The following is a 14,068-nucleotide window of genomic DNA, read 5'->3' as shown; positions in this document are numbered from 1 at the left end:
TATTCCAATGTCAGCTAAACTTTCAACAATAACAACACAATACCGACGATTCACAAAGAATCAGGTACTTACAGAAGGAAACCTTAATGAGGTTGTCGACTTTTTTGACGATCAGGATCGCCTATCCCGCATTTACCTGAGTGGCGTTGGTATAGTTTGCGGACTTTATCCTGCTTATAATGAGACGCAAAAAACGATTTCAATAACACAAGGAACTGGCATAACTACAGATGGTGATCTTTTTAAGTTATATCAGGCAGATGTCTTGGGAAACAAAAAAATCGATTTTGACTCTAAAACCTATACGCATTGCAAAGTTTATGATAATACAAAAGCGGCATACAAACCTTTTTTCTACGGTGGAGCAAATCAGCAATTGCCTCTTTTTGAACTCTTGACAGAAGAACAGCAAAAAAAAGAAAAGGATCCAAATTTTGCTTTAGCACAATTTAAAGCAAATACAAGTTTTGAGCTTAAAGATGCTGTTATTCTTTTGTACCTAGAGTCTTATGAAAAAGAATCTGACCTTTGCGTAAGCCTTTCATGCGATAATCAGGGATTGGAAATTGTAGGCAATTATAAAGTTTTAATTGTCAGCAAAGACGTTGCCGTAAAAATAATGAATTATGACAGCATGATTGGCAAAATCAATTATGGCAATTTATACCATATATTACCAGATTTAAAATCGAACAGAATTGTACTAAAAAAAGAAGATTTTGTTCACCTTGAAGCATTAAAACAAACTTTTACAAAAGGTATTTTCAAAAATAATGTAGTTAAGAATTTGCAGGATGGCTACAATAAGCTTCTGACAGGCTTAAATATGCCAATAGTCTTAGACGTTATTCAAAAAAAAATAACCGAACTATTTAATTTTGATGGAGATCCCATACTTCCTTCAGATTTTCAATATCGATATGATCTGCTTAATGATCTTGTGGATACTTACAACGAAACTAGAGCACTTTTACTCAATTTAGAGGATAGTTACTGTTATCCTGATATTAATGCTTTTCCGAAACACTTAATGCTGGGCGAACTATTCAAATCAGAACCTTATTTTGAATTTCGTCATGCCTTCTACAAATCGCCTTTGCTTACAGGAGAAAGCCTTACTCCTTGCAATGATTGCCTTGCAGATGATACTGATTCTGAAGAAAAAGACATCACATCAGATGAACTGAAAATATGCTATGGCGAAGATACAGCCAGACAAAGAATGTACAGTCTTATTCTAAGAAGTGCAGAATTATTAGAAAATTACAATACAGCCTATGATTTTATAAAAATCACGCCTTCACTGCAACTGGGCAAACTGGGCAAAAAAGCCATTCCTTTTTACAATGATGTAAACGAATCGCTTATTAAGGCTTGGGATTTTGACAAAACCATTTTAGGATTGCAAAAAAACAATGTTAGTTATCACGATGACTTGTTGAATACTAAAAAACCACTTGAAATACATCTTGATAGTGATTTTTATAGAATTGAAGGCCATCAAGGACGCAATTACAAAGAAGCACTAAAAGTAATCCAGCAAATTAGGCTGGATAATGGTCTTGGATTCAACATCATGATTCTGGCAGTAAATGCTAATGAATTGGATAAAACAATCCAAAAATTCACAGAGTATTACCTTAACAAAAATCATGGCTACGAGCATAAAGCAGGTGTAATTCCAGGAGGAACATTCATAATGATCTATTTGGAAGAAAAAGTACCTTATTACTATTATTATAACACCCGAAAACCATCTTTAACTGGAGATTTTGAAAAATTTACAGAAGGCATCCCTATTTTAAATCCAATTGTCGCCGATTTTTCGTTGCCTTATTTATGCTGTGACGAAAACAACATAGGCCTTAGTTTGCCTGTAGATAAAATTTGTTTTGACAGCAAAACACCTCCTCTGCCTTTTAAAGTATCTCCATCTGGAGGTTTTGTAAAAGCCAATGTTAGACCTGACCAAAATGGAGGAATAGCCGTAAACGAATATGGCGCACTTGTTTTTGATCCAAATTTAGTTAGTAAAGATTTAATTGGCCAGCCGATAACCTTTACAGTCAACAATTTTGATACGGATTGTAAAATAACCATTTTCGAAAAACCGAAATTCGATTTTACAGCCGTTCCTTCAAAATCGCCGGGAGCTGACGAAACGGAAATCACTTTTACCATAACTGGAGAAAATATCGAAGGGAATAAATTTACTTGGGACTTCGGAGACAAAACCGATTGGGTTACAGATGATAAAACCCAAATAACACATATCTACAAGTATAATAGCGAATCACAAAAGAAATTCACATTTGATGTTACACTTTACGCAGACAATGGCAATTGTGATTTTAAAGTAACACATCCGGTGACATTTGAAATTTCAGATCTAAAAGTACTGGTCGATGGTAAATTACTTAACAAAATATCTTTTTGCCGAAACGATAAACCTGTGGAACTTACTTTAGAACCTAATGTAAAAGGATCACAAATTTTAGGAGAAGGAGTTCAAGTTACATTCGGAGAAAAATATATGTTTGTTCCAGGTGAAGTATCTAAAGATGTCCAAACTGTAATCATTTTTATAGACGACAAACCATCCAATCTTACCATTACACTTTTAGATCTGCCTATTGCTAGCTTTAGTTATAATGTAGATGCCACGACAGGAATTCTAACCTTAAACAACAATTCTCAAAATGCTGCGGCCTATACTTGGCACATTGACAAGGAAGTAATTGTAACAGATAAAAAAGATCCTATAACGCGACAAACTTCCATGTATAATGAATCTTCAATCTCTGTTTCATTAATTGCTGAGGGTAAATGTGGTTCGGTAACCGATGGTCCAAGATCAATAGAGATTAGAAAAACCGTTGAAGAGAATACATGTCTTGATAATGCAGGTTTATTTATAAATAGCTCCATTGGAACGATCTCCAATCTAAGAGAAATTGCTGTTGTAAATAAATTCAATAGAGAAACCAATCGCTTAATTTCTGAAACGGAAAACAGATTGGCCGAAGTTCAAAAAAATCTTGAGAGCTACATTAGCGGTAAATTAAATGATACTTTATCTGAATTATTTACACAAGAAAATTTCAATTTAATATCCACAGTTGTTAGCACTGCCATCAAACTACAAAATCCAGAACTGATTGCCGCGGTACAAACACTTATATCGCTTAACACCTCATTGTTTTATACGATTTTAAGATGTCAAGATCCAGAAACTTTGAAAGCATCAGAAAAACAGATTATTCCAGTAGAATTACTTTTCAATAATTTATTTACAAGTTTTATCGAAATCAAATTCAATAGCGATAAAGATGGAACATTGAAAGCATTTTTGACTAGCATGCTGAAGGTATTTCCAAAAATCGATTTTATCATATCTTCTTTAAACATACAAATAGAAGCCCTTACAGCCAATGCAAAGCTTAGATAAACATATCATCAATAAAGTTTTCCTTGAGATAAATACCAATTCTAAAGAGAAAGGATATTATCTCAAGGACAATATTGATGCGTTTTTGCAAAAAGAAGTATTCACGCTTTTAGAAAATTATTTTAACGAAGTAGATTCAAAAAATCCTTCACACAGCATACAATTAGACAAGCTCAACCTTGATATTGCTATAAATCAAAATTTAGATTTCGAAAATTTCAAAGAGCAAATCCTAAAAAAAATTACAAATCAAATCAAAGAAGTTTTTGAAAAAGAAGATAAAAACATTGAAGGCTATAAACTCATCAAACCGCAAGAAAAGGAAATAGAAAGCTTCTTTCATTTTCTTGAGACTGGCACAAATGCTTGGTGGACAACTACAAATCATCATTTCAAAGTAGTAAACGACACCACATTTGATGAAATCTTAAATGATGAGAGCTTTTCTTTTAAATGGAACAATTGCATTCAAAAGCCAATTGTGAGAACACGATTTATCAAACAATTTAGTGATGTCCAAATTGTAAACATTATTAAAAAAGGAATATTACTCAAAAAAGATAGCAAAGACAGCAGTACCAAAATAATCAATATTGAAACAATAAAAAAATACATTGAAACCAGTATCGCTAAAAATCAATTGATTCCAAATCAAAGGTTTTTGGCTTGGGAAATAGTTCTTTTGAGTCTTTTGGAAACAAGTGGTACAAGTAAAGCAATTATAAGAGAAAAGCTTTCCCAATTAATTTTAAGCGTATTTGAATTTCATAAAAAAAACATCTTTATAGAACACAAAGATCTTTTTATAAAAGAAATTGAAAATAAGATAGAAAACCAAAATGAACTGGTATTATTGGCTCATCTTGATAAAATTGTTTCAATTATCGAAAAAAAATTAGAGCAAGTTATTTTAAAAGAAACAGAGCTAAATACTATCTCAAACAATCAAGTGACGACACAAACTGAGACAGAAACAAAAAATACATCAGAAACATTAAATGAGGTAAAAATTGAAAGTGAGACAGAAATAGAAAATGCAAAAAAAACAGAAAATCTCACAGAATCAGAAATCGATACAAAAATAGAATCAGAAAGAATACAGGAAAATAACGAAAATCTAGCGCAAGACCAGAGTTCTATTTTGTTTAAAAGCAAAGATGCGGCTATTAGCAATGACAATAAAAATATCGAAAACGTATCAAACAAATCAAAAGAAGAAACTCTTAGCGATCACGAAAAAACAATTGATAAAAAGGATGCTGTTTTTGAAAAAGAAAAAGTCAAAAACGAAAACCGATTTGATGAGAATGACATCATTAGCGAATCCTATGTTGATAATGCAGGTTTGGTATTGATTCATCCCTTTTTAAAATCTCTTTTTGAAAATTGCAAACTGCTCAATAAAGACAATACTATAAATGATCCAGAAGTTGCCGCTCATCTCTTGCATTATGCGGCCACGGGAAAAGAACAGGACTATGAAAATGCTATGGTCTTCGAAAAGTTTTTATGCAATATTCCGATAGCTGAACCTATTGAAAGAAACATTACACTCTCAGAGGAAATGAAGAAAGAAGCCTTCACAATGTTGCAAGCGGTATTGAGCAATTGGGATATCATGAAAAAATCTTCGGCAGAATTGCTTCAAAACGAATTCTTGCAACGCTCGGGGAAATTAGACATTAATGGTGACGCAAGTCCTGTAATCACCATGGAGCGAAAAACACAAGATATTTTGTTAGACAAATTAAACTGGAATTTGAGCATCATCAAATTAGCTTGGAAAAAACGAATCATATATGTGAACTGGTAAATATGAAAAATATGAATATTGATAACACCTCTTTTTTAGAATACGACAAAAAAAATATTCGCAGCCTTCAGCAAATGGCTTTAGAGTTTTTATTCAATAATGTAAATCTTTCTAAAGTAGTCTTTTGCGGAGGTGTTGCAGACTATCTCAATCTTCGCGAATATTATGATATTACCATTAATGATATCGATCTGATTTTTGAAAACGAACTGGATTTACAGCCCATGATGAACAAATTGGAGACAAAAAGATACCTCTCAAAATATTATAAAACAAAAAATGGCGAAGCGTTGGTGCATATTTTCAGAGTTGGAGAAAATTCAATTAATATAGACAGCTTTCAAAGGGATTTTTCAAATTCAACTTATATACAATCACCTTTGTTGGGCAAAATGGTCTGGCATACCTCATTTGAAGAAAGCAAAAAAAATCATAATACTGAGATACATCTCAACACTTCAGCAGTTAAAGGTGTCGATTATCAATGGAGACGATTGTACAAACACAGCCGCAAAGCTTCTTTGTACAATAATGTAACTTTTCTGGAAGAGAAAAACTTAATTCATACGATTAAAAAAAACATTTTATGAAGGAAGAGCCTAGAATAATTTACAGCTTAGATGCATTTCCTATCAGCAACAATAGATGGAATGAAGGCAATAAATTTAAAGAAACTATTTATTCTACTGCTCTAAGCATACTATACAGCCACTTATGGTACAAGGATATTGAACTTTATGCTGATGAAACGGCTTATAAGTTTCTGTATATGCTTCCCTGCAGAGTGACTAAAATTAGCAGCAATAAAGACGCTGTCATTTGGATGAAATCGAAGATTGATGTTATGGAAAAACAAACTAAACCTTTTATTCATCTTGATAATGACGCCTTTATAAAGAAAAAAATAAATTTTGATTTTGATAAAGTAATTGTTGAACAAAATGATTACGAACTGTACGGTATGTATCAATATCGATTGGATTTTTTTAATAAATATACTCAGGATCTAGATTATTGGAAACCCGATTTAGGATATGCTTTCAATTGTGGCGTATTAGGTTTTAGAGACTTAGAACTTCGGGATCAGTTTTTAAAAGCCTATTATACTTTAGAAGAAATTTTTATAAAAAATAATAATCCGGGGATAACAAGAATAGAACCTTGCATTGTTTTGGAGCAGTATAATCTGGCAACACTATTACATCATAAAAATATTAAGCCAACCTTATTGCTGTGGAAAAAAAACTTGTTCGAAAACAGCCAGCTGGCAGATAGAATTGGTTACACGCACATTGCAGGACAAAAAAAATACAGAATTGACATTGTTCAGGAAATAGAAAATAGACTTTCTAAACTGTTTCCGTATTGGTACAAAGAAGTAAAAAATGCTTTGGAGAAAGAAGGCATAGCTTAAAATAAAATGGTATGAAACAACAACACAAGATGATTTACAGCCTTGATGTACTTCCTATAACAAACAACAGATGGAATATGGGAGACAAATTAAAGGAAACGATCTACATGACCGCTCTAAGTATATTATATAGCCATTTGTGGTATGATGAAATTGAGCTTTATGTAGACGAAATAGGCTATAAATTCCTGTATATGCTTCCTTGTGCTGTTACCAAAATGCAAAACGACAATAGAATTGAACTTTGGATGAAATCAAAAATCAATGCTATGGAACTTCAAACAAAACCATTTATTCACATAGACACCGACATCTTTATTAAGAAAAAGATAGATTTTAGTTTTGATGATGTTATAGTAGAACGCAAAGAAGATACTTATGAAGTCCATTATAAGAAGCAGGTAGAGTTTTTTAATAAATACACTAAAAATCTTCCTTACTGGCATACCAATTTGGGCTATTCGTATAACTGTGGCATATTTGGTTTTAACGATCTCAAGCTCCGTGACGAATTTATAAAAAGCTATTACGACTTGGAGAAAATATATATCGAAAACCAAGAAGGCTTTACTTCATTAAAACAAGAAGGTTATGAAACCTGCATTTTAATAGAACAATATACACTTGCATCGCTGTTGAATTATAAAAACAATACTCCGACTATGCTTTTGAAAGGTGACAATATAACCGAACAAGGAAAACATGCCGATAGTATTGGGTATTCTCATTTTTTTGGAATGAAAAAATATGACAAATATGTTGTTGATGAAATTGAACTTCGACTCTCTAAAATATTTCCGTATTGGTATAAGCAAATAAAAAATGCATTAGAGAAAGAAGGTATTATCGCGAATAATCTGCAGTTTGTTTAGAGAAACAAATTAGTATTTCAAAATGATAAAATAATAATCATGAGAGAGTTTGAACAAAAGAAAATAGCCAATCACTCCCCTTCTACTTTTTTTGGACCAAAAGTTCAAAAAAAACTAACTACGGGCACTGTAGGAGACAAATATGAAGTAGAAGCCGACAATGTAGCTGATAAAGTAGTCAACAAACGCAAAACTGGAGGTTTACTGCAAACCAGAAGCGAAGAAGCTGTACAGCAAAAACCTCTTGCAGAAACCATTTCAACAGTTCAAAAAAAGGACTTGGCACAAGAACAGTCTTTGCAAAAAAAGGGCGAAAAAGAAGAAGACAAGAAATTGCAAAAGAAATCGGATAAGGAAGAGGATAAAAAAGTTCAAAAAAAAGGCGAAAAAGAAGAAGACAAGAAAGTCCAAAAGAAATCGGATAAAGAAGAAGATAAAAAAGTTCAGAAAAAGGGCGAAAAAGAAGAAGACAAAAAGGTTCAAAAGAAGTCGGATAAAGAAGAAGACAAAAAAGTACAGAAAAAATGTGCTGAATGTGAGAACGAAGATAAAAAGGCTCAGAAAAAAGAAGAAAAAACAGTTCAAGCAAAACGAAATGAATCGAATTCAGTTGATGAAAACGTAGAAAGTAATCTCAACAGCTCTAAAGGCCGTGGCAACGCTATGGACAAAAATACAAAGCGCGAAATGGAATCGGGTTTTGGAGCCGATTTTAGCAATGTAAACATCCACACCGACAGTAGAGCTGTTCAAATGAGCGAAGAATTGGGCGCGCAAGCATTCACGCATGGCAATGATGTTTATTTCAATAAAGGAAAATACAATCCAGAATCCAAAGAAGGCAAACATCTGCTAGCACATGAACTCACGCATACGATTCAGCAGACTGGATCCAAACAAAAATCAGCGACAATACAAAAATCTATCGAAAACCATTCAGAAGATCTACACGCAGAAAGACCAGAAAACCCACAGTTTAAAGGCAATCCACCATTGGAAAAAGCTAATGATAATCAGATGCTTATTTCTACCGGTCAAAAAGGGCAATATGTTTCAGAATTGCAGCAAGGTCTAATGAAAGCAGGTCAAAATTTACCAAAATTTGGAGCAGACGGCGATTTTGGAAGCGAAACACGAAATGCAGTAATAGGCTTCCAAGAAGAAAATGGTTTGAATAAAATTGACGGTATTGTCGGACCAGAAACTATAGGAGCTTTAGACAATAAACTAGTAGGACAAAAACGAGGTCGTGATAATTGTTGTGGTGAAGCGTCTCAATTACCGCAAACTAGGGATTTTAATGTCGATGATACCTCTGTGCCATCTACAACTTTCTGTTCAAAAGGAAATTTTAAAATAACTTCAACAGCAAATTGGGCCAAACCACATAATGCAAAACATTATCATATAGTATTAACAGCTATACAAGGAGGAACAATACGTAAAACTAGCAGAAGATATGATGTTGGCAGAACAGAAACACAATCATTTGCAGTAAAAACCAAAGACTGTATCTTCTTTAAAGTAGAGATTCAAGTAATTAATCCTGGAGGCAGTCCAAATTTAAAAGGATTTTTTAGCGTAACTAACTAGATGCCAGCATTAAAACAAATACCAAAATCAAATTCTCCGCACTCCTCGTCACATCATGACAAGGGGAAGGAATCTTTTTTTGGTGTTCAGGCAAAATTGAATATCGGAAAATCTAACGATAAATTTGAAGTAGAAGCCGATAGAGTCGCAGACCACGTGGTGGCCAATAAACAAACGCCAAAAGCAGACTCATTCTTTTCGCCATCGCCGGTAGTACAAAAGAAACTGGCCCGCAATGTTCAAAAGCAAGAAGAAAAAAATAAAGAAGCGCAACAAAAAACCGAAACTCAAACCATAACACCTGTTGTACAACTCAAAACCGATTTAATCCAAAATAAACTTGATTCTAGAATAACCGAAAAACGAGAAATTAATCCCGCTTTTTCTGGATCAAAATCATTAATTCAACGCAAGCAAGAAGATAAAGTCCAGAAAAAAGAAGAAACAGTTCAAAATAAAAAAGAAGTCAAAAAACCTGAAAAAGTTTCAAAAAGTACTCCAGCAACCAAACCTTTAATTCAAAACAAAGGAGAAGAAGAAAATGTACAGCAGAAAAAAGAAGAAGAAAAACAAACCTCAGACGAAGAAAAACAACTGCAAAAAAGCGCTGCTGGCGATGCCAATCCTAGCGATAATTCTAATATAGAATCCAAGCTAAACAGCAGTAAAGGCGGAGGCTCTCCTCTACCCGGAAAAATAAAAACCGAAATGGAATCTGGCATTGGAGCCGATTTTAGCAATGTCCGCATACATAATGACTCCAATGCTGTTCAAATGAATAAGCAATTAGGCGCTCAGGCTTTTGCTACGGGAAACAATATTTATTTTAACGAAGGAAAATACAATCCAAATTCAAAAGAAGGCAAGCATTTACTCGCCCACGAATTAACGCATACCGTACAGCAGGGAGCTGCAATTAGAAAAAAACCAGAACCCATCTCCCCTGCTCCAGAAATGATTCAAGGTTCATTCCTCGATTTAGTTCCAGATTGGATTATAGATGAGGCAAGGCATATTCCAGGTTACACTTTATTTACCGTTATAATCGGTTATGACCCGTTACGTCAAATTGATGTAGAACGAACTCCAATTAATCTGGTTGAAGGCTTAATGGGACTTATTCCGTTTGGAACTACCATATTTGACAAGCTTCAGGAATATGGAATTTTACAGCAGGTTTTTGACTGGGTAGAAGGAAAACTAGGAGAACTGGGACTAACAATTGACAGTATTCTTTATTTAGTTGAAGAAGTTTGGGATGAATTATCATTTCCTTACACAGGCATTATTGATTTAGTTACAGAAAAATTCAATGAAGTAGTTAATAGAATAACTTCTTTCGTAAGCGCTACAGTCGATCAGGTAATTACTTGGATAAAAGAAGCCTTAATTAATGTTGCTGAACCTTTATTGGCAGAAAACAAAGCTTGGTCATTAATTAAAAAAATAATCAAATACGATCCATTACGAGATGAGGCTGTAAATGCCACAACTGTAGAAATATTAGAAGATTTCTTAATACTGATAGACAAGCAGACTGAACTTGAGCAAATGCGCGAAAAAGGCACGCTGCAAAAAACTGCCGATTGGCTTGATACTCAAGTTGGAACTTTCAACTCCTTACTTGGCGAACTTCGCGGACTTATCACCTCAGCTTGGGATGCTATTCAGCCATCCAATTTGGTCAATATTGCAGATAATCTCTCTGCGCTTGCCACTCAAGCTGGAGACTTCCTGCAAAGAGTTTGGGATTTTGCTTCAGGTGTGGCGTTAAAAGTATTAGAACTTGTTAAGGAGTCACTATTAGGATGGCTTTCTGCTCAGGCCGCTACCGTAAGAGGGTATTCGCTTGTGAAAGTGATTATCGGAAAAGATCCTTTTACACAAGAAGTCGTACCTCGCACAGTTCCAAATATGATAAGAGGTTTTATGAGCCTTATGGATGGCGGAGAAGAACAATATGCACAAATGGTGGAATCTGGCGCAATAGCCAGAATTGCAGGCGAAATTGAAGCGGCAGTAGAGACACTCAACATGACGCCACAATCTATTATACAGCTCTTTACCGATATTTGGGATTCTATGACTATCGATGACCTTATTCATCCGATAGATGCTTTTACGAGAATCATTGAGAAATTTGGAGAACCTATAGGTCGACTAATTGCTTTTGTGGCTGAAATTGTCCGAATCGTTATTATGGCCATTCTCGAAATCATGAATTTCCCATTTGACCTTATCGGAAATATTATTACAAGAGCTTTAGAAGCGATTGAAGACATCAAGAAAGACCCAATTGGTTTCTTAAAAAATATACTGCGAGCACTTAAACAAGGATTTGTGCAGTTCTTTGACAATATCGTCACCCACTTAATCAATGGCGTAACGGGCTGGCTAATGAGCGAACTAAAAGATGCTAATATTCCAGTTCTCACTGATTTCTCTCTACGTGGTGTTATTACCTGGATTATGGAAGTGCTGAATATCTCGATGGAAAGAATCTGGGAAAAACTAGCCGCACATCCTCGCATTGGCCCTGCAAGAGTAGCTAGAATCCGTAGCATGATTAATACGCTTGAAGGCATTTGGACATTTATTAAAGATGTTCAGGAACGCGGTATGGCAGCCATTTGGGATAAAATACAAGAACAGCTGGGCAATTTATGGAATACCGTTCTCGATGCCGTGAAAAACTTTGTCATGGAACGTATTGTCAATAGAATTACCGCTAGACTTTTAAGCATGTTAGACCCAACGGGAATCATGGCTGTGATAAACGGTGCTATGGCGTTCTTTAATGCAATTCAAAGTTTTATAAAATACTTGCGCGAAATGCTCGAAGTGGTCAATTCGTTTGTCAATGGTGTAGCCGACTTAGCTCGAGGCAATGTCGCCACAGCCGCCGATTATCTAGAAAGAACCATGGGACAAGCTATGCCAGTCGTGATAGGTTTCTTGGCCAATCAAGTTGGTTTAACTGGTATTGGAGCAAGAGTTGGAGAAATGCTTATTGCTGTACGTCAAATGGTTGATGAAGCATTGACTTGGTTAGTGAATAAAGCCGTGGATACGGGAATGGCATTGTTGGACAGAGCAATGGCAATGGGCGCAAGTGTCCGTGATGCTATACTAGACTGGTTAGGTCTGCGAAAACAATTTAATGCAGATGGCGAAACTCACAGTTTATTTTTAAGAGCTGTTGGAGGAGTACCCCAAATGTGGGTGGCTAGCGAAGAAATGCCTTTTGGAACATTTTTAACAACCAAACAAACGGAGATTACAGCTATAACTGATCCAACATCAAAAGCAACAAAACAAACAGCTTTAGATAGAGCAAGTGCTATTTATACAAATGACATTCTAAGAATAAAAAATCTACTAACAACTGAAACGGATCAAGCAAGAAAGACGGATTTACAAAATCAACTTAATGCAAAATTTAATGAAATTGTGCCTTTCCTTGTTATAACTGGAATTGCAAGCGGAGGAAATGTTCCAGATACACGTGTTCAAATTGGAGGTAGCGGAGGTCGCGCTAGTTTTTCAGAAGCTGACCCGCTAACAAAAAAAGGCAGCAGAAAACCTCCTAGAGTATCTGCCGAGCCGTTGGGATGGGCTTCACATATCAAAACGATTGACAACTATGATGACATCTATGTAAGATTACATCTTTTACATTTTGATTTAGGTGGGCCTGGAAATGACACTGGAAATGTTACTCCAGGAAAAAAATCAGAAAACGGTTTAATGTATAACCAAGCGGAACAGAATGCTGTTAATCTAGTACATTCTGAAAATAAAGTTCTATGGTATAGAGCTGAAATTACATCTTATCGATCAGATGCAGGTTTTACAGATTTTGCTGAAGGAATTAGGGTTAGCTATGGATTGAAAGAGAAAAATGCATCTGGAGAATGGGTAAGAGTTGGCGGTATACTTTATGACAATGTATTTGCTGTTAGTAAACCTGATCCTCTTGGCAGTAGCAGCACAATACCTTCAATCAATAATGTTGCAGCACGTTATTGGGATATAGAATTAAAAAATATTTCAAATGCTCCAACTAGAGGCGTGTTTAGAGACTGGGTTAATACAAGAGGATCAGCAAATTATAGTACGTGGCAAGATTTTACGAACTCAACAGCCTTTAAAACCGCTGATTCTAGACATGGTGGAGGATTAGAATCTTGGTTCAGGACTGCAGTAGCGTTAAACAAATTAATTGGATTTTAATAGTTATGAAAAATTACTTAAAAAAAATAGAGCATTTAGTTGCTGAATTAAAAGCAGTACCTAGTATTTCAAACTTAATTTTTGAAAAAAATGCTGGAATAAGAGATGAAGATTTTAAAGATTATGCTGATGAATTTTCGATTAAAGTAGCAAACAATTTAAAAGAATTTTATGCTGAACTGGATGGTTTTTCATTAACATGGAGATATAATCAAATTGCTTCAGATTCAACAAATCAGTCTTTTGAAGGATATATAAACATTTTACCTTTCTACAAAATGTTTCTCGGTGACAATGATAATTTATGGGAAAATGAAATATGGGGAAATCACACTTCTGACAAAGAACTTTCGTTTTACAAGAATCTCAAAATATTTGATTATTTCGAAAAGGACAATATTCATTGCGTCTGCTTAGAGATTTCTCACGACACAATAACAGAAAATTTATGGATTTTTAGAGAAGGTTATCAACCTCTTCCTATGAAAATAAATTTAGAAGAATATATTGAAAAATTAATTGATACAAAAGGATTATGGGGCTGGCAATATTTATATGCTGAAGTAGATCTTTCATTAGACCAATATGAAGGAACTCGAGAAGGCATAAAAGAGTCAATAGCTTTATGGTCAGAATTATTATCTCCAGACGTCTTGGCTAAAATAAAAAAGGATTTTTCTAATGCAAATAAATGA

The 14,068-nt window shown here is 34.6% G+C and carries 8 protein-coding genes; all 8 read left to right on the top strand.

Annotated features, from left to right (window positions below; translation table 11 throughout):
- Positions 1-7 precede the first annotated feature (7 nt).
- The 8 genes from FF52_RS05230 to FF52_RS05195 are packed head-to-tail and all read left to right on the top strand — an operon-like array spanning position 8 to position 14,068.
- A complete protein-coding gene (locus tag FF52_RS05230; protein WP_008463591.1) occupies positions 8-3,448 on the top strand; it encodes a hypothetical protein in 3,441 nt (1,146 codons plus the stop codon).
- Positions 3,432-5,261 (top strand): contractile injection system tape measure protein, encoded by a 1,830-nt coding sequence (locus tag FF52_RS05225; RefSeq protein WP_008463590.1) that lies wholly within the window; start codon positions 3,432-3,434, stop codon positions 5,259-5,261. Before FF52_RS05230 ends, FF52_RS05225 begins: the two co-directional genes overlap by 17 nt.
- An 11-nt stretch (positions 5,262-5,272) precedes the next feature.
- A complete protein-coding gene (locus FF52_RS05220; protein WP_008463589.1) occupies positions 5,273-5,851 on the top strand; it encodes a hypothetical protein in 579 nt (192 codons plus the stop codon).
- Positions 5,848-6,675, top strand: coding sequence for a DUF6734 family protein (locus FF52_RS05215; protein ID WP_008463588.1), 828 nt, complete (start codon positions 5,848-5,850; stop codon positions 6,673-6,675). Before FF52_RS05220 ends, FF52_RS05215 begins: the two co-directional genes overlap by 4 nt.
- 11 nt (positions 6,676-6,686) lie before the next feature.
- Positions 6,687-7,547: a DUF6734 family protein gene (locus FF52_RS05210; protein ID WP_008463587.1), complete on the top strand. Its 861-nt coding sequence runs from the start codon at positions 6,687-6,689 to the stop codon at positions 7,545-7,547.
- Between the two features lie 39 nt (positions 7,548-7,586).
- The gene (locus tag FF52_RS05205) at positions 7,587-9,140 is read left to right on the top strand and encodes an eCIS core domain-containing protein (protein ID WP_008463586.1); all 1,554 of its coding nucleotides are present in this window, start codon (positions 7,587-7,589) and stop codon (positions 9,138-9,140) included.
- Positions 9,141-13,373, top strand: a complete 4,233-nt coding sequence (locus FF52_RS05200) for an eCIS core domain-containing protein (protein ID WP_008463585.1) — start codon at positions 9,141-9,143, stop codon at positions 13,371-13,373.
- Positions 13,374-13,378: 5 nt separating this feature from the next.
- A complete protein-coding gene (locus tag FF52_RS05195; RefSeq protein ID WP_008463583.1) occupies positions 13,379-14,068 on the top strand; it encodes a hypothetical protein in 690 nt (229 codons plus the stop codon).

The sequence above is a fragment of the Flavobacterium sp. F52 genome (assembly GCF_000278705.1).
GTDB classification, from domain to species: domain Bacteria; phylum Bacteroidota; class Bacteroidia; order Flavobacteriales; family Flavobacteriaceae; genus Flavobacterium; species Flavobacterium anhuiense.
This window is presented reverse-complemented; position numbering and strand designations above follow the sequence as displayed.

Coding starts and splice junctions, on each gene's coding strand:
- FF52_RS05230 (WP_008463591.1), top strand. CDS start 8: ATGTCAGCTAAACTTTCAACAATAACAACACAATACCGACGATTCACA.
- FF52_RS05225 (WP_008463590.1), top strand. CDS start 3,432: ATGCAAAGCTTAGATAAACATATCATCAATAAAGTTTTCCTTGAGATA.
- FF52_RS05220 (WP_008463589.1), top strand. CDS start 5,273: ATGAATATTGATAACACCTCTTTTTTAGAATACGACAAAAAAAATATT.
- FF52_RS05215 (WP_008463588.1), top strand. CDS start 5,848: ATGAAGGAAGAGCCTAGAATAATTTACAGCTTAGATGCATTTCCTATC.
- FF52_RS05210 (WP_008463587.1), top strand. CDS start 6,687: ATGAAACAACAACACAAGATGATTTACAGCCTTGATGTACTTCCTATA.
- FF52_RS05205 (WP_008463586.1), top strand. CDS start 7,587: ATGAGAGAGTTTGAACAAAAGAAAATAGCCAATCACTCCCCTTCTACT.
- FF52_RS05200 (WP_008463585.1), top strand. CDS start 9,141: ATGCCAGCATTAAAACAAATACCAAAATCAAATTCTCCGCACTCCTCG.
- FF52_RS05195 (WP_008463583.1), top strand. CDS start 13,379: ATGAAAAATTACTTAAAAAAAATAGAGCATTTAGTTGCTGAATTAAAA.